General features: G+C 51.6%; 15 protein-coding genes. 3 read left to right on the top strand and 12 right to left on the bottom strand.

Going from position 1 to position 17,778, the window contains the following annotated elements:
• Nucleotide 1: 1 nt before the first annotated feature.
• Complete coding sequence (glmM, locus tag MR847_RS02425; protein WP_287722850.1) at nucleotides 2–1,345, bottom strand: phosphoglucosamine mutase; 1,344 nt, start codon at nucleotides 1,343–1,345, stop codon at nucleotides 2–4.
• 72 nt (nucleotides 1,346–1,417) lie between these two features.
• Here glmM and MR847_RS02420 point away from each other — a divergent pair, with 72 nt between their 5' ends.
• Nucleotides 1,418–3,181, top strand: a complete 1,764-nt coding sequence (locus MR847_RS02420) for an ATP-binding cassette domain-containing protein (protein ID WP_287722849.1) — start codon at nucleotides 1,418–1,420, stop codon at nucleotides 3,179–3,181.
• 38 nt (nucleotides 3,182–3,219) lie between these two features.
• Nucleotides 3,220–4,203: a UDP-glucose 4-epimerase GalE gene (gene galE / locus MR847_RS02415; protein ID WP_100425211.1), complete on the top strand. Its 984-nt coding sequence runs from the start codon at nucleotides 3,220–3,222 to the stop codon at nucleotides 4,201–4,203.
• A gap of 73 nt (nucleotides 4,204–4,276) precedes the next feature.
• Here the strand turns inward: galE and purM are convergent, their stop codons facing one another.
• Genes purM through MR847_RS02400 form a run of 3 tightly spaced genes read right to left on the bottom strand, consistent with a single transcriptional unit; the run spans nucleotide 4,277 to nucleotide 7,314 of the window.
• Entirely contained in the window at nucleotides 4,277–5,302 is a 1,026-nt protein-coding gene (gene purM / locus MR847_RS02410; RefSeq protein ID WP_100425212.1) for a phosphoribosylformylglycinamidine cyclo-ligase, read from the bottom strand.
• Between the two features lie 21 nt (nucleotides 5,303–5,323).
• Nucleotides 5,324–6,124: a cyclic nucleotide-binding domain-containing protein gene (locus tag MR847_RS02405; protein ID WP_276999986.1), complete on the bottom strand. Its 801-nt coding sequence runs from the start codon at nucleotides 6,122–6,124 to the stop codon at nucleotides 5,324–5,326.
• A gap of 5 nt (nucleotides 6,125–6,129) precedes the next feature.
• Nucleotides 6,130–7,314: an ABC transporter substrate-binding protein gene (locus MR847_RS02400; protein WP_100425214.1), complete on the bottom strand. Its 1,185-nt coding sequence runs from the start codon at nucleotides 7,312–7,314 to the stop codon at nucleotides 6,130–6,132.
• 138 nt (nucleotides 7,315–7,452) lie between these two features.
• Here MR847_RS02400 and MR847_RS02395 point away from each other — a divergent pair, with 138 nt between their 5' ends.
• Nucleotides 7,453–8,289, top strand: a complete 837-nt coding sequence (locus MR847_RS02395) for a hypothetical protein (RefSeq protein WP_100425215.1) — start codon at nucleotides 7,453–7,455, stop codon at nucleotides 8,287–8,289.
• On the opposite strand, the gene MR847_RS02390 is transcribed toward MR847_RS02395, so the two are convergent.
• From MR847_RS02390 to MR847_RS02355, 8 genes are all read right to left on the bottom strand, one after another.
• The gene (locus MR847_RS02390; protein ID WP_106520008.1) at nucleotides 8,222–8,935 is read right to left on the bottom strand and encodes an NYN domain-containing protein; all 714 of its coding nucleotides are present in this window, start codon (nucleotides 8,933–8,935) and stop codon (nucleotides 8,222–8,224) included. The two genes, MR847_RS02395 and MR847_RS02390, sit on opposite strands and share 68 nt — an antisense overlap.
• A gap of 83 nt (nucleotides 8,936–9,018) precedes the next feature.
• Nucleotides 9,019–10,581 carry a lamin tail domain-containing protein gene (locus MR847_RS02385; RefSeq protein ID WP_287722848.1) on the bottom strand — a complete coding sequence of 521 codons (1,563 nt, stop codon included), beginning with the start codon at nucleotides 10,579–10,581 and terminating at the stop codon, nucleotides 9,019–9,021.
• A complete protein-coding gene (locus MR847_RS02380; protein WP_287722847.1) occupies nucleotides 10,578–11,420 on the bottom strand; it encodes a polyphosphate polymerase domain-containing protein in 843 nt (280 codons plus the stop codon). Before MR847_RS02380 ends, MR847_RS02385 begins: the two co-directional genes overlap by 4 nt.
• Entirely contained in the window at nucleotides 11,417–12,724 is a 1,308-nt protein-coding gene (locus tag MR847_RS02375; protein WP_109587470.1) for a TolC family protein, read from the bottom strand. Before MR847_RS02375 ends, MR847_RS02380 begins: the two co-directional genes overlap by 4 nt.
• Complete coding sequence (locus MR847_RS02370; protein WP_287722846.1) at nucleotides 12,721–13,821, bottom strand: HlyD family secretion protein; 1,101 nt, start codon at nucleotides 13,819–13,821, stop codon at nucleotides 12,721–12,723. Before MR847_RS02370 ends, MR847_RS02375 begins: the two co-directional genes overlap by 4 nt.
• Nucleotides 13,822–13,830: 9 nt before the next feature.
• Nucleotides 13,831–14,514 carry a DUF4956 domain-containing protein gene (locus tag MR847_RS02365; protein WP_100425221.1) on the bottom strand — a complete coding sequence of 228 codons (684 nt, stop codon included), beginning with the start codon at nucleotides 14,512–14,514 and terminating at the stop codon, nucleotides 13,831–13,833.
• Between the two features lie 229 nt (nucleotides 14,515–14,743).
• On the bottom strand, nucleotides 14,744–16,123 hold the full coding sequence (gene nhaA, locus MR847_RS02360) for a Na+/H+ antiporter NhaA (RefSeq protein ID WP_287722845.1): 1,380 nt from the start codon (nucleotides 16,121–16,123) through the stop codon (nucleotides 14,744–14,746).
• A gap of 104 nt (nucleotides 16,124–16,227) precedes the next feature.
• A complete protein-coding gene (locus MR847_RS02355; RefSeq protein WP_106520554.1) occupies nucleotides 16,228–17,394 on the bottom strand; it encodes a ribose-phosphate diphosphokinase in 1,167 nt (388 codons plus the stop codon).
• Nucleotides 17,395–17,778: the final 384 nt, after the last annotated feature.

Here is a 17,778-nt window from a genome sequence, read left to right as displayed (position 1 = left end):
CCTACTTGATCTTCGCTTCGACTCGAGCACAAAGTTCTTCGGCTTCGGCTTCCGTCGGAGCTTCCGAAATCACACGAATTACCGGTTCCGTATTGGAAGCTCGGACATGGACAAAGCTCTTGTCCTTTCCAAGCCAGAGACCGTCACGCGTATCTGCCGTCCAGTCCGAAAAATCCTTCGCCACGGCGCTGAAGATTTCCTTCACCGGCTTATCGCCGAGCGGGAACTTCTTCTTCGGCATCGCATAGCTCGGATGTTCCGTTTTGAACTTTTCCGGGCCACCGTTATTTTCAGCCATCCATGCGAGGACGAGAGCTGCAGAAACGAGAGAGTCGCGACCGTAGTGGAGCGCCGGCAAAATCACGCCGCCGTTGCCTTCACCGCCAACGACACAGCCTTCCTTCATCATCTGGAGGCTCACATTTACTTCACCGACCTTGGCACGGGAGAATCCGACACCGAACTTTTCAGCGACGTCCGCCGTCATGCGGGACGTAGAAAGATTCACGCAGACCGGGCCTTTCTTCTTTGAAAGAACACTTTCCGTTGCAATAGCAAGCGTATATTCTTCACCGATTGCCACACCGTTACCGTCGACGAGAGCACAGCGATCCGCATCTGGGTCCACTGCAAAACCGACTGCGCAATGATGATCGCGCACAGCTTTGCCCAAATCCACAAGATTCGAGGGAATAGGTTCCGGTCCTCGCGGGAACATACCATCCGGAGTGCAGTTCACACGCACGACTTCGCAGCCGAGCTTTTCAAGCAAGCGCGGAACAATGTAAGAGCCTGCACCGTTCACGGCGTCGACAGCTACCTTGAAACGCTTTGCACGGATCGCTTCGACATCTATAAACGGAATGGCGAGCGTATCGTCAATATGGAAAGCATCTGCATCCTTCAAAATTTCGACGGTACCCATCTGACGGTAATCCGGGTAAATAAACTTTCCCGAGTCCGCAATGGCAAAGAGTTCCTTGACTTCATCCGGTCCAAGGAAAATGCCCTTCTGATCGAGGAACTTGAGAGCGTTCCATTCGAGCGGATTGTGGCTCGCCGTGATGATGATACCTGCGTCTGCATGAAGACGGGTAACGTAGAGTTCCACGCTCGGAGTGGTCGCGAGGCCGACGTCGATCACGTCGGCACCGGCGAGGCGGCAGAGGCCCGAAACATACGAGACGATCGCATCGCCGGTCGGGCGGCTATCGCGACCGATCACGACTTTACGTGCACCGGTCACTTCCAAAAATGCTTTCACATGATTTGTCAAAACAGTCGGAGTCAGCGTATCGCCAACGATACCGCGGATCCCTGAAACAGAGCGCATTAAAACGGACATAGTATTCCTTCCAAATAACTTCCTCGTAAAGTTACAAAATTCCTATCCAACGTAAGTTTCTATTTTTGGCGCATGGCTTTACTTTCCGTAAAAAATCTGACTCTCCGTTTTAGCGACCCGGCGCTTCTCGATTCCGTGTCGTTCGACATCGACGAAGGCGAACGCGTTTGTCTCATGGGCCGTAACGGAGAAGGAAAAAGCTCCCTTCTCAAAATCATCTCGGGCGAAATGGAAGCGAATTCGGGCGAAATCATCCGCAAGAACGGCTTGCGAGTCGCCCGATTGATTCAGGAAATCCCCGCCCACATCGAAGGCACTGTCCGCCATATTGTGATCGGGAATACTGCGGAAAGGCACACCACCGGCGAAGACATTCTCGGAAAAACGGGCATCGATCCGGAAGCCCTTTACGACTCCCTTTCGGGCGGTCAAAAACGCCGCGTTCTTTTTGCAAAGGCAATCGCCCAAGAACCGGACCTGCTCTTGCTCGATGAACCGACCAACCACTTGGACATTCCAAGTATCCAATGGCTCGAAGGCGTGCTTGCACGCACCCAGTGCACCGTGCTTTTCATTAGTCACGACCGTGCCTTTGTCCGTAGACTCGCCACCCGCATTTTGGAACTCGACCGAGGCCGTGTCCGCTCCTGGGATTTTCCCTACGATGAATTTATCCGTCACCGGGACGCCGCTCTCGAAGAAGAAGAAAAAGCGAACCAATTATTCGACAAACGTCTCGCCGAAGAAGAAGTCTGGATTCGCAAAGGCATTCAGGCCCGCAGAACGCGCAACGAAGGCCGCGTCCGCGCCCTTATCCGCATGCGAAAGGAACGCGCCGACCGTAGAAACCGAATCGGCAATGTAAAAATGCAGATCACCGAAGCGGAACGCTCCGGAAGGCTCGTTGTGCGCGCCGAAAATATTTCGTACTCCTACGAAGGCAAGCCTTTGATTCAAAACTTCTCCACCGAAATTTCCCGTGGAGACCGCGTCGGTATCGTCGGTTCAAACGGTTGCGGCAAAACGACCCTGCTCAAAATTCTTCTCGGAGAACTCGAACCGGCAACCGGTTCCGTTCGCCTCGGCACGAATCTGCAAATCGCCTACTTTGACCAAATGCGCACCCGCCTGCGCGAAGACAAATCCCTTATCGAAAATATTGGCGATGGCCAAGAATACGTTGTTTTGAACGGTCAAAAACGCCACGTCTTGAGCTACTTGCAAGACTTCCTTTTTACAGCCCAACGTGCCCGCGGCCCGATCAGCGCCCTCTCCGGCGGAGAAAGAAACCGTCTGCTTCTCGCGTGCCTCTTTTCGCATCCGTCTAACGTTCTCGTTCTCGATGAACCGACAAATGATCTCGACATGGAAACCCTTGACCTCTTAGCGAACCTTCTCGCCGAATACAACGGCACGGTCATCACCGTAAGCCATGACCGAGATTTTCTCGATAACGTCGCCACGGAAATCATCGGCTTTGAAGGCGTCGGCAACATCCACGAAAATGTCGGCGGATACACCGATTACGCCGACGCGAAAAAGCTCCGCGAAAAAGAAGCGGAAGCGATCATCACCGCAGCCAAACAAGAAAAAACCGCCCCCCGCGCCAAAGAAAAGAAAAAGCGCAGCTACAAGGAAGAGCGCGAATACCAGGCGCTTCCCGAAACCATCGAAAATCTCGAAAACGAAATCACGGAACTGCAAACTCTCCTCGGAACCGAAGAGGTTTACACGAACGCGACAAAGCTCATCGAAGTTCAGGGTAAGCTCGCCGAAAAAGAAAAGCTCCTCGAAAACGCATACGAACGCTTTGAAATTCTCGATAACATCGGCTAAAAGGAAAGTTTTTTTATTTTAAGCCCTGAGGTAGAAACATGAAAATTGCAGTCATCGGCGGTGCCGGCTATATTGGATCTCATACTGTACGTGAACTTTTGGATGCAGGTCATAAAGTCCATGTTTTCGACAATCTTTCTTCCGGACTTGAACAGAACCTTTTCCCGGAAGCTGGATTCACAAAGGGTGACATCTTAAGCCCGGCAGAACTCGACGCCTTCTTCAGCAGCTTTCAGCCAGAAGGCCTAGTGCACCTCGCCGCTTTCAAGGCAGCAGGCGAATCCATGACGAATCCGGAAAAGTACAGTGTGAACAACATCTCCGGTTCCGTGAACATTCTGAACGCCGCGTCCGCGCATCATGTGAAGTACATCGTTTTCTCGAGCTCCGCTGCCACCTACGGTTCTCCAAAGTACATGCCGGTCGACGAAAAACACCCGACCGATCCGGAAAACTATTACGGCTTTACGAAGCTCGCCATCGAAAAGTTCCTCAAGTGGTACGACGATTTGCGCGGCATCAAATTCGCCGCCCTCCGCTACTTTAACGCCGCAGGCTATGATGTCAAAGGTCGCATCAACGGTCTCGAAAAGAATCCGGCGAACCTCATCCCGGTCGTCATGGAAGCTTTGACCGGTAAGCGCAGTGAAGTACTCGTATTCGGTAACGACTACGACACCGCAGACGGAACAGGCGTCCGTGATTACATCCACGTGAACGATCTAGCCCGCGGCCACAAGATGGCATTCGACTACTTGCAAAAGAACAACCAGAGCCTCGTCGTGAATCTCGGTACGCAGACTGGCGCAAGCGTTCTCGACATCATCCATGGCGCCGAAAAGGCTTCTGGCAAAAAGGTTCCTTACCGCATCGTGGAACGCCGCCCAGGCGACCCGGCAAGCCTGATTGCAAACCCGGCAAAGGCAAAGGAAATCCTCGGTTGGGAAGCCAAATATTCCGATCTCGACACGATCCTTTCCACAACCTGGAAAGCTTACCTCGCCAATGGACTCGGCAAGTAAATCCATTTTGAAATTCAAACAGAAAAGGCTCCCGAAACGGGAGCCTTTCTTATAAGCTTTCGAAATCTCGAAATTAGTCGCGGAAGAGAACCTTCTTGGAACCTTCGACAACTTCACCGACGTGGTAGAACGGTTCGTTCTTCGCCTTGAGGTGAGCTTCGACATCAGCCATGTTGGCGTCGTCCACGAAGAGGAGCATACCGATGCCCATGTTGAACGTGCTGTACATTTCGTCCTTTTCGACAGAGCCCGCTTCCTGGATGAGCTGGAAAATCTTCGGAACCTTCCAAGAGGTTCGATCGATCACGACGTCCACGTTGTCCGGGAGGATACGCGGAATGTTGCCCTGGAAGCCCGAACCCGTCACGTGTACGAGGCCGTCGAGCTTCTTCGCATTCGTGAGGTCGATGAGACTCTTGTAATAGCTGCGGTGCGGAACCGTGAGAGCTTCGCCGATCGTCTTGTCGAGGCCTTCCACGCGGGAATCCACCTTGTAGCCGGCGACATCGAAGAGAGCCTTACGGGCGAGGGAGTAACCGTTCGTGTGAAGACCGGTAGACGGAAGACCGAGAATCTTTGTACCCGGATGAATGCGAGAGCCATCGATGATGTTTTCGCGTTCGACAACACCGACGATCGTGCCAGAAATATCGTAATCGCCGACCGTGTACATGCCCGGCATTTCAGCGGTTTCACCACCGATCAAGACCATGTCGTTTTCACGGCAAGCCTTGGACATGCCTTCCACGATGCCCGTCATCACCTGCGGGTCAAGAGCGCCCATGGCAACGTAGTCGAGGAAGAAGAGCGGACGTGCACCCTGAACGAGAATATCGTTGCAGCAGTGGTTCACAATGTCCTGGCCCGGGAGCGTCGGGGTGTTCATTTCGATGTCGACCTTGAGCTTCGTACCGACACCATCCACAGAGCTCACAAGGACCGGATCCTTGAGACCAAGATGCTTCAGAGTGAAGAGGCCACCGAAGTTGCCAACGTCACCCAGCACGCACTGGTTGAACGTGGAACGGACGGACTTCTTCACGCCGACCATTGCCTCGTCTGCACGAGAAAGGGAAACACCTGCGTCTGCATAATTCATACGATTTTTCCTTTGGTTAAATTAATTCTTTTGCTGGGACTGCTTCTCGTCGATATTTCTCAAAGCGTCCAAAATTAAACTGGTCGTATCGGACTGCTGACTGATGTTGATCGTATCCGGCATCAGGTGCGTGTCCAACTTAAAAAGGGTATTATCGCTCCAAGAGAGCATGAGTTCCAAAGCGTCCGGACCGGTAAGGCGTCCGCTCTTTGCACAGCAAATACGGCCTTCCTTGAACGCGATAAAGCCTGTTTCACCGTTGCATTCAAACAGAACGGTACCCGTCACACGGCTCTTTTCGAGAGTTTGCGCAAAATCGATGAACGGAAGGACCTTGGCACTGGCGAGAAGGGAAAGGCTTTCGAATTCGTCGAGAGCCTGATTCTTGGCGCGGAGACGGTCTGCGGCAATCTTGTACAGGCAGACCATGATGCTCGGATTCTTTTCAAGGAACTTGATGAACGAATCGCGGGAAAGGTGCAACACGGTGCAGTCTTCCAAAGCGACGACGGTATTGCTCGTCTTCTCGTTGCAAAGAATCGACATTTCACCGAAGCATGCGCCCGCTTCGAGCCAGCCCAACGAATTATAACGTCCATTTGCCATCATTTGACCGCAAATTTGCGCACGGCCGCTCTGCAACACGCAGAACGATTCGCCTTCGCGATCGCCCGTAATAATCACATCACCCGCTTCATATTCACGAATCTGGGAATTCAGCAAAAAGAAGTCAGCGGATTCACGCGGAATCTGTTGCAGAAAGGGAACTTCTCTTTCATAAGAAGCTGAAATCCAATCACCGATACTAGAATGAGCTGTCATAGCATCTAAATATTAGAAAGTTTACGATACCATTTGGACGGGATACTCTTAAAATATGCCGGATGAAGCATTTTCGCCACGTCTAACAATAGAGAATCCGGTTTTACGACGGCACTTTCGTAAAAATCAATCCCGCCTTCCGGTCCTTTTCGCAAATCGTACTCGTAAATTTCCCTCGATTTCCATACCGGCAAACGTTCCACACGAGAATCCCGCGCATAAATCTCTTGCATGTTCTTTGCCGCTCCCGGATTCAACCACATCTCCGCTTTCTGCGCATCAGCAAAAGCCTTTTCAAACGGAAGCGAAAAAGATGCGACCGAGGAATCCTCGTGCCACAGATATTCGCCACCCGCATCGTGGATCAAGTTCGCCATAAAGCTTTTACCCGGAGAGGCGTACCAAGTTCCCGAGGAAGGCGTTCCCGTCATCACCACCGGACGTTTTTCATTTTGCAAAAGCGAATCCAGCTTTGCCCGCAAGTCTTCGTAACGCTTGACCTTGTCGTTAAAGAGAGACTCCGCAAGCGTCTCCTTCCCCACAATCAGGCCAAAAAACTTGAGCCATTCCGCCTTGGAAAGCGGACTGTTTTCCGTCCATTCCGAAGTTAGCACCACGGACATTTTCAGCCGAGCGAGCTTCGGGAACGCATCGTGAATCGACTCCCCCATCGAAAAGGCAAAGATTACATCGGAACGGGATTCATAAATCGCTTCCGCCGACATCGCCATGCCTTCGCCGGCTTCGACAATTTTCAGAGAATCCACGCGGGCATAGAATTCCGGGTTCGCGATGTACTTCTTCACATCGATCACGCCCACGCGATTTTCCACGCCCAGTGCCGTCAAATATCCGAGATACGTCGAAGAGAGAATAGCAATGCGCTTCGCCGGGATTTCGACCACCGGAAGCTCTGCCAAATTCTGCGGTACGTTCTTCGGAGAAAGGGAATCCCTGAGCAGCCAACGGAGCGAATCCGCAGTCCCGTTCTTGACCCACAAAATGCGGAATTCTCCGCAACGGTTCACGCCAAAATTTTTAGCGTGGGAAAGCGTCATTTCCGGAACTTCGGCACAATCCTCCGCAAGTGTAGGAACGACCGCCTCGGGAAGCTTTAACTGGGCAAAGAATAAATAGAGGATTCCTGCGAGGACTAGGGCGAAAAACAGGCGGAGCAAATTTTTCTTCATAGCCCAAACATAAAAAATTGGCGGGAAAAAGCATTAAAAGTCCGAATCAGCCATCTAAACGCCTCTCTTTCTTGGACTTTTCAAGTGGAATTTTATAGAGCCCTGTCCGTAAAAGGATTTTTAAGCTATTTTAATGTTATGAAAAACAGAACACTTTCCATTCTTCTTTTCGTCGCAAGTCTTTGCGCTATAACGACTTCCGCATTTGCAGAACCTGAAGAAGGTTTCTATGAAAAGCATGATATTCGCGGATTCATTTCTTTTGGCGCAGACTACCGCGGCATGCGTAGCGCTTACGCAGACTACCTGAACAAGGTGCTTTTCAACAAGAACCAGGGCTACATGGTTCAAGAAGTCAATGCCGACGGCGACACCATAACAACGATCAAACCGGATGGTTCTATCGGAAGCTACGAACACTTCAACGACTACTACCTCGGTATGCACGTGGAAGTCGGTGCGCAGTACCACCAGTTCCTCACCTGGTTCGACATCAACTTTATGCCGACTCAGATCTCCGATAAGCCTTCTGCCAAGAGCAGCGCAAGCAAGGACCTTTACGATGTGAAGTGGTTCGCTTACGGCATCGATTGGATGTTCGGCTGGAAGCTCTTCGGCGAAAATACAGTCATCAACCTGATTCCCTCCTTCGGTATCGGTTTCAACCTCCTGAACATTCACCTCGCTTCCAATTATGATTTTGAATCGAGCGATGGCACTTATGTCAACGCTCGCAACCGCTACTACAGCGTCTTCTCCCCGACCTTCAACAGCGAGCTCGAATTGCGTCTCGCCTTCGACCCGTTCTCGATTGGCGTCTACGGCGGTTACCGCGTCATCCGTTTCAACGAGTTTGACGTAGAAGGCGCAAAGCTCGGCGATCCGGACAACAACGGAGACACCTACTTTATTGGCGCAAAGGTAACCTGGACGTTCCTCTCGGAAAACCAGAAGAAACTTCGCGATAAGCTTTAATCTTCAATCTCGGAGATAGAAAGAGTTCTTGAGCCAGCACATCGGTGCTGGCTTTTTTCATAATCTGTTCCATCGGTACAAAGTAAGTGGCGGCACGTCTCAAGTCCTGATCCGTATGCCAGTGGACTTCGCGGTCGCGGTTGTGATAGACAAAGTTCCAGCCGAGCAGAAGCGTCTGGATTCCCATGGATGCAAGCGTCTGCGGAACGGTGGCGAACTGTCCTTGCGTACTTACAAGCACAAGAGCGTGTAGCTGATGGTACTGCGCATACAGCATTACATCTTCTTTGAGTTCTAAGTTTGGGCAAAGGTCGTTCGCATAATTGATGCCTGCGAAATGCACGTCGTAGCCAGCCTTCTTGAGCTCGTCCGAAAAGTACATCATGCCGCGGTGGCGGTAATCGTTATCCTCTTCGGGATTGCGGTAGGGATGGTAATAATGCGCCATCATTTCGATTGGATGTCCGGGCCAAAAGTAGCGGCTCGCTTGAACGGCGACCCAATGCTTTAATCCTAAAAAGTTGATGCCCGAACATTCCGGATTTGCACTCCGGTAATATTCGTTGACCTTGCGCATGGTAAAGCCATCGACGAAAAGCCCCACTTTGAGCGGGGCTGTGTTACCTTGGAATTTGGATTCTAACATAAAAGGGTTCCCTCCTTGTAAAGTGGAACCCTCTTAGGAATAAGACGCTTTTCGCTGTGATTTGTCCACCGCGAAATAAAATTTTACAAAACGCCCGGAGTCGGCTCCTTCGCTTCCCAGTTCGAAGGTTCATAACCCGAGATCGAGTAATCGATACGATTCAAGCTGTAACCTTTACCGTCCGCTTCTTCCGGCCAAAGGCCGCCGTCGGAGTAGAGGAGCGCATCGGAGACGTGGTAGTAGACAATCGTCGAATCCTTCAGGTCCTTTGCCACTTCGGAAGGTTCTTCGACCGAGACCTTTTCGCCGCGGTTCGAAAGCTTACCCGTGTACTGGAAAACCTGAACGGAATCGGCAAGCACGCCTTCCCACTTTTTGCGGAATTCGTCTACAGTAATACTCACCGACGTGTAACCGTCCGTATCCGTATAAGAAGACGGGATAAGAACTGCGACTTCACCTGGTTCGAGCGTATGGTTCTCTCCAAATTCAAAGCCGACACCGCCGATTTTCCAGCCTTTGTAGCTCAGGTTGAGCATGGGGTGGAGCGTTACCGTCGAATCACCCTTGTTCACGATTTCAAGGAATTCCACGTCGCCGTCGAGCGGATTGTAGAAGACTTCGCTGATGTAAATCGGTCCGAGATCGATTTCGGAATTCCTAGCGCCTTCAGTCGGTTCAAGCAAAGTTCCCTGCTGGGTCGACCCGTCGGAAAGTTCGATTACGCCGGCAGAAAGCCCCGTCGGGACGGCGGAATATTCCATGCCCGATTCCACACCGGTCACTTCACCATCCTGCACTTCGCGCAGGTAAACCGCTTCACCGCGGGCGACAAAAGAAACGCTTGACTCGTTACCGTCTTCCGTCAGGAGCGTGTGCAAAGAAAGGTAAGCGCCACCCGCAATCGTCGTTCCGCTCGGAATGTAACGGACGCTGTCTTTTGCGTCAGCACGGACAACCTTCCATCCGCTGATGTCCGTTGTCGAAGTTCCCGCATTGTAAAATTCTATCCAGGAGCCGGTTTCGTCGCTGTGGTACGGCATGATTTCGTTGATGCGCACCGAGGAAGTTGCATAATAAGGATCTTCGGTCGAACCCGGATTTCCGTTCACGATCTTGCTCGCCGCCCAGGATTCCGCATAGGCAGGATTTTCTCCCATGTAAACGAGAGAGCTCCCATTGCCATCGGCAAGACTTGGCCAAGGAGGATTGTTGTCGTAACGGGCGTCAAAGTCGCCTTTACCGTCGAGCTTCACTTCCAACACGTCGCCCGAGTTCGAAAGCTTAAAGCCGGCGTCCCACTGGAACAGGCGCCCCTTGTAATCCGGATACTTTTCACGGAAAAGCGCCGAGTCTTCCGTCACCACGATGATTTCACCCTTGTCGAGTGCTTCATCGGGGAACGTAAATTTCACAGCGCCGTCCAAACGCAAATTCACGTTGGACATGCTGGAAAGGGATGTTCCCGAAAGGGTGAGTTCCACAAATTCCGGATAGCCGTCCGCCGGATGATACATGAGTTCCGTCACGGCCATCGCCGGGATCGAAACGGTACGCGTTTTTCCACTGCTGCTTTCGGAGCAGGCTGTCATGGAAAACGTAGAGAGCATGGCGGCGGAAACCGCCAAGGGTAATATTTTTTTCATGCAAAGATCTCCTTCGAATCTTCAAAGTTACCTGCCAAATATGGGAAGCGCGCATCGCGGAAGTCCTTCGGCTTTTCGTAAACGCGTTTCCATTCGGCAGCTGCATTTCCGAACTTAGAAAATGCGCCATGCTTTAAATTAAAACGACGAATCAAATCGAGCATCCAATAAGGTACCTGCAAAGCCGGACATTTGAGTTCAAGCACAGCATTGCAGTCCTTTTGGAAGAATCTCGGAATACCCGTAGACCACATTTCCTGCGGATTCACGGTATAATCGAAGCCGTTTTCTTCGCGGAAGCGCATTCCCATATCGATCGTCACACGGGAATATTCTTCGCGAGTGCCGAACCAGGCGCGACGCTTGTACTGCGTGAGCAGTCTCGGATGTGCATTGTGCAGCCACGTCTTGTTCAAGAATTCGCGGATATATTTGCGGTCCTGGTCCGTTTTGCACGGCCATTCCTCTTCCGGGTGTTCCCAGACAAAGGAAGGATTTACGCCTTTGATGGTTCCACGGCTCTTGTAGCAGACGCGTCCGATTTTGCGTTTGCATTCAAAGTGAAAAGAGCCGTCATCGGCCGGATGTTCCCCATACGTGCGGACGCGCATGTTGAAGCGGTCCAATAGCCCCGCCTTTTTCCAGCCGAGGAAAGTCCAGCGCGGCGAATCCAGGTACAAATTCGTAATCCAATAGAATTTACCCGGTGTGATTTTGGAATAGTAGTCCTCTTCACAGTACGGCTTCAAGAACTCGCCTATCTCGTCGGCGAGCGATACTGGAATATGATACTTGAGCTCGAATCTTTCGAGCAGGCTGAATCCGCGCGCTTCACTCATTTTGCAGGTCCCGCTTTCAAATGATTCGTCACATCGGTACGCGCAAGCGCACCCATTCTGTCGAGCATATCCAAGTAGATGGTAAAGATGTCCATATCGAGCTGAACAATCTTCAGCTGGCTCTGCAAGGAGCTTTCCTTGGCGCGCAAAAGAAGAAGAGGATCGTTGCCCGCCTTCGTCGCAAAGTCTTCGAAGAGCGCGCCCTGGTCCACCTGTTCCACGAACTTCTGCTGCACATCGCGTTCCGCGATTAAGCCGAGGATTTCTTCACGCAAGCGTTCCACCTTCTGGCTCAAATCGCGCTTCGCTTCCTGGTAGTCGCGTTCGCTTTCGAGAACGTCAATCTGGCGCTTGAGGTTCGAATTGTCGTTTCCCGAGAAGAACGGCAAACGAATAGCGACAGAGGCATAGAACTTGTCTTGAGTTCTGCGGTCGTCGTCGGTACGCTGCAACTGCCATTCTTCGGTGCAAGAAGAACCGGAGCAGGACTGCGTCACCCATTTGTACTTGTACTTTGCATGCACGTACTTGTAGCCGACGCCGATCTTCGAAATGAAATTGCGTTCACCGGCCGCGTCCTGGCCCGCCTTCTTTTCGTTCACCAGCCACTTGGCTTTCGCGGCGGCGACGTCGGCGTACTTTTCCGCATCCATCGGCATGTCCTTCAGAATACTCTTCAGCTCATCTATCGTCGGAAGAAAATTCGAATCGATCGAAACGGAATCGTATCCCTTCACAAACGAAAGGAGCTTGAGTTTCGAATCGTTCATCGAGTTCGAATCCGCCACGAGCTTTGCACTGATCGCAGCCTGTTCTTCCATCGCCGTCACCAGGTCCTGCAAACGAAAGGTTTCAGAACCCGCCAGCGCCTGCAAGACTTCAATGCGGTCCGCGGCGATCTGAGCGAGCTGTTCATGGATCAAACGGATCTGCTGGCGCAGCACGTAACGCAGAGCGTGTTCATAACGTTCAAACATCACTGCGGAACGGTCGTAGTTCATCAGCGCACGCTGATACTCCGCCTGGCTCTTCCAGTAAGCTTCATCCGCGGATCCTTCGCCAAACGCCTTCGGCTTGATCTTCAACTCGAAATCATGTTCAAGGAATCCAAAACCGTCGAGCGTATATTCAAACTCGAGATCATCCCAAAGTCTGGTGCAAGAACGGCCCCCGATAGCAGTCTGCTTCTTTTGCGAAGCCTGAATAACGGGATCTTCATCCGCAGACGCAACGAGCTTGTCCCACGTGAGAGGCTCCGCGACAGCGCATGCCACGAGAATCCCGCACCAAGCTAAAGTTTTCATTCCTGACCTCCCTGGATCGCAGACTTTTCCAAGATCTTCGGCATTTTGCTTTTTTCCGCAATCGTCACTTTTTCGCCGAGAAGGAGACCGTTCTTGTCCGGAACGCGAATCATCACTTCACGACCGTAGAGCGGCATATCGACCATCTTAAGCAAACGGATCGGATACGGAACGATGCGGCTCGACATTCCAAGCACTTCACCATCCATGCGTTCACCGGAACCGCTGATCACTTCGATCGCGTCACCGACCTGGATGCGGGTGTACACCTTTTCGTTGATGTAGCCGCGCACGAGAGTCACCGCCTTGTGCGTCAAAGTGATGATCGGGTTGTAGCTCGAAATTTTTTCGCCGTCACGCGCTTCCACAGTCGCCACGACCCAGCCTTCCTTGGCGATGATCGTCAGTTCCTGCTGTTGCTGCTTCAGAATGTCCATTTCGCGGCGGAGCGCTTCGGCTTCCGTCTTGTTGCTGGACTTTGCAAGGCCCTTGCTACCGCGCAGAAGACGGATCTGGGAAGCGGCATTCGATTCCGCAATTTTCAATTCCTGCTTCAGATTGCGAATGGAAAGCAGAATACCATTCGAGCTGTCTGTCTTGATCGAAGTCGAAATGCTCTTGAGCTTCGAAGAAATCGCCTTGTTCTGTTCGTACTGCTGACTGAGCTTGTCAATTTCAAGAAGAATCGTATTGCGCTTGATGTTCAAATCCGATTGAATGCTCGCCACTTTCTGATCGATGTCCGCCGAATTCAAATTGGTACGGCCTTCGAGAGCGTCGAGTTCACGGGTAAGCTCGTTCATACGCACAGCAAGATCCGGACGGCTGAGTTCCACAAGCGTATCGCCCGCCTGAACTTCCTGACCAGGAATCACGTGAATTTTCACGACTTCTACCGCTTCCGGCATACTGACAGTCGTTTCCGCAGCTTCCGCAATACCCGAGAACACAATCTTCTGACCGTGGAAAAAATAACCGAGGGCAATAATCGACGCGACCGCAAAAATCCAAGCGATAAGCATCTTGTGCGATTCGATTGCATGAAAACGCGAAGAGTTCAGATCTGCCAATTCGTCTAATTTTTTAGAGAAACCCATGATAGCCTCCTACACTTCCGTCGTCGCGTCTTGCATCATGAAGTGAATGTCCGAAATGCCCGGGACCAGAGTCAGCTCCTTCAGCACTTCATTTGCCGGGCGCTTGCGGCGCAGTCGAACCTGGTAGGCTACATCAATGCGTTCTCCTCCGTCCACCTCTCGCATCGTAATCAGCACAAATGTCTTGATATTCGCCCGCATAATCTTTTCTAACTGAGCGCGGGATTCCGAATTATTCGGCATTGCAAAACGGAGCATACCGTCGAAGAAATTCTTGGTACCGAGTCCCGAACGGGAAAGCACAAAAGCGATTACACAAAAGGTCAAGGTTCCACCCGCAGCGATACCCCAGGCAAACACACCGCAGCCGATGCCCGCGCCGAGTGCCGCAAACAGGAACATGATATCGCGCGGATCCTTGAAGCTCGTTCTGAATCGAACGATGGAAAGCGCACCGAGCATACCGAGACCACGACCCACATTGTCACCGATCGCCTGCATCACCGTAGCTGCTACCACGGAGCTCAACACGAGCGCCTGCACAAAATTCCTCGAATACGAAAGACCGAGGAAGGTATGTTCATAGGTAAAACCAATCGCTGTAGAACAGACGAAAGCGAGAAGCAGCGTGTACGCCATCGTAATAACGGTCGGATAAGCTGCGCTAGATTGGACTGTGAGAAGATCTAACATAATGCACTCCAAAAGGTTATACCCTGAAATTAAATTCAGGCAAAACGGAACGCATCCAAATAAAAGTTTAAAAAGCGCATTTTCACCCCATTCCGTAGGTCAAAAAGCGCCCTTCGGGATTTTTCATCCCTTTTACATTCAACTTTCTGAAATTTCGCAAGAAAAGGAGCGACAAATCCGCCCCTTTTCCCACAAAACCATCCCGATTTGGAACTTTTACGCCCAGTCGTTAAACGGGTTCCACGGCGTCACTGCTGGATTCCTCAGGCGTGTTCGTCGGCTTCGAAACAATCTTCATAAAGAGGATGCCGAAAATCGCCGAAGCAAAGCTGCCTGTCAAGATACCGACCTTCGCACCGGCAAGATACGTCGCATGCGCCGGATCGCCAAAGGCAAGGCCCGCCACAAAGAGAGACATCGTAAAGCCGATACCCGCAAGCATACCGCCACCCAACAGGATTTTCCAGTTCACACCGGTCGGAAGCATACAGATCTTCGCCTTGATCGCAGCAAAAGACACAAGGAAAATGCCGAGCGGCTTACCGATCACAAGGCCTAGCGCCACGGAAAGCGTAACGAGGCTCACCGCGCTCGGTTCAATAACCACGCCCGCATTCGCCAAAGCGAAGAGCGGCATAATCACAAAGTTCACCCACGGCTGCAAATGCGTATTCAAACGGCCCTGCAACGAACCGCTTTCACGGGAAGTCTTTTCGAGCATCGCAAGCACTTCCTTACGCTGGTCGTTTGTCATCGGGCGGTTTTCCTTCACCGCGTCGCCAACCGTCACAATCAACTGATCCATGTAAGCGCGCTTCACCATCGGAGCCACCGGAGTCAAAAGACCAATGATCACACCGCAAATGGTCGGATGCACACCGCTCTGCACAAAGCAGAACCAAGAGATAACCGCCAGTACGCCGTGCACAAACAGGTTGCGAATGCCCAAGCGGAACGAAAGCCAGGTCAAAGTGAGGAAGATAACGGCAACGCCCAAGGCGCTCCACTGCACACCGCTCGAATAACCCACAGCCACCACGATAATCGAACCGATATCGTCCGCAATCGCAAGCGTCAAAATCATCACTCGCAAACCATGCGGAATACGCGTACCGAGAAGCGCCATACAGCCGACCGTAAACGCAATATCCGTCGCCATCGGAATGCCCCAACCGTGGTGAGCTTCACCCGGGCAAATCACCAAGTAGATAACCGCCGGGAATATCATACCGCCGATTGCCGCGAGCACAGGCAAAAGAGCCTTGCGCATATCGTGCAATTCACCGTGAACGATTTCGCCTTTCACTTCAAGGCCGACCGAGAAGAAGAAAATCGTCATCAAGGCATCGTTCACAAGCCAGCCGAGGGTCGGCGCATGGTGAAGAGCCTTATCGATGCTCCACGGTCCAATCGTAAAATTGAACGGAAGTGACCAAAAAGCGAGATACGTTTCATTTGAAAGGTTCGCCCACAAAAGCGCGATAATCGTCACGGCAATGAGACCGATACCAGCCGTCGATTCAATTTTCAAGAATCGCTGCACCGGCGCCACGAACTTGTCGATTGCCTGCAACGGAACCTTTGTACCAAGGACTTCTTTTTCTTCCATTCTGTTAAACTTCCTTATATGAAAAGAACAACGGGGCGTTAAAATTACAAAAAAAACAAGAGCATAAAAAAAGGCCTCATGAAACATGAAGCCTTTAGAACAAATTAATACATGTGCGGAGGCGGCCAACGCGGATTCTTAGAACTCATATCGACCTTATAGAAGTTCTTGTCGAAACGACCGTCATCTTCACCATAGAGGCGCATCACGTAACGAGACATCCACTTCGCAATTTTCAGAACGGTGAGCTTGTGACGCAGACGGCCCTGGCAGTCACGGTTCATAATATCCGGGATAGTGTTCGTCGTAAGGATTTCATCGATAGCCGGACTGTTGAGCTTTTCACGGGCTTCCGGGCTAGAATTGAAGTGAGACACGCAAAAGCAAACGCGGTTCGGCTTGCCGGTCTTCAGGTAGTCGCAGCATCGCACGATTGTAGAACCGGTACGGACCATATCGTCGAACACAATCACGTCCTTGCCCTTGAGGTAGTCGAGCTGGACTTCACTTTCCGGAGAAAGGGACATGCTGACTTCACGTTCGCCAGTACGAACCTTGCTCATGATCACGCGTTTGCACTTCGGCAGCTGGAGAGCGTCGAACATTGCGTTCACAAACGGAGTTGCACCTTTATCCGGTGCGACGATGACGAGGTTATCGCCGTCCTTCCCGGTCTGCACAAAGTTAGAAGTCTTGATGTAGTGGGCATACATTTCCGTCGGAATCATGTTGTGGAAATGACCACCGAAAATTTCGCTGTAAAGGTTCTGGACCTTGACCGAGTGGTTATGCACTGTCACGACTTCGTCCACGCCCGCTTCCTTGAGGAGCTGAGCAAAGAGAAGAGCGGTAAACGGCTGACCGTCAAACTTCTTCAGGTCTGTAACCGGACGATCCTTTTCGAGATCGCCGACGCGGTGGGCTCCGCGGTCCTGGGCACTGTAGAACAGGTCCGGTTCCACGAGAACAACGCCTTCGGCGCCGTTTTCCTTAGCGGCACGGGCCAAAATGCAGACGCGCATGGCGAGGTCGTTACGGCTCCACTCGTGAGAAGTCGACGAGCAGATGAGGACGATCTTGCCCTTGAGGCGCTTACCGATGTTTTCGTCATCGTAAACGTCGAGCATGTAACGTGGACAGAATTCGGTGTTCGCATAGGTTTTGAGCGAAACCGTATCGGAAATGTCTTCACGAAGGCCGATGTATTGAGCAATGTCAATCGCAAACGGGTCGTCAGTGAAGGTTCCAGTAACAATGAATCGATCTTGCATCCAAGAATCCTTTTTTGGGGGTATCCTAAAGATAGAAAATGATTTCTTTTGTGTTAAGGCAAAAGCTTCGCACGAAAGACTTTTACAAAAATGTCGATTTTTATACAAAAAAGGAAAGATGCAACGAACAATCCAAAACCCATCAAAACGAACCCGCCGGCAAAGCCGGCGAGTTTGAATACATATAAAAAGGCCCAGGCAAACGCCTGAGCCTTTCGTTGCAACTTTTCGAATTACTTCAAATTGATGCGAGCCGTGTACTTCTGGCTGCCCTGCTTGACAATCAAGAATGCCGGGCCGCGGAATCCGGTAGAGAGCTGAACGCTATTCGTGCCAGCCTTACCTGCGAAGTTCTGCTGAGAAACAACCTGGCCCAGACCGTTC

Origin of the sequence: Hallerella sp. (genome assembly GCF_022776125.1) — a bacterium.
GTDB lineage: Bacteria > Fibrobacterota > Fibrobacteria > Fibrobacterales > Fibrobacteraceae > Hallerella > Hallerella succinigenes.
The sequence above is the reverse complement of the archived record's forward strand: the minus strand, read 5'-3'. Positions and strand labels throughout refer to the sequence as shown.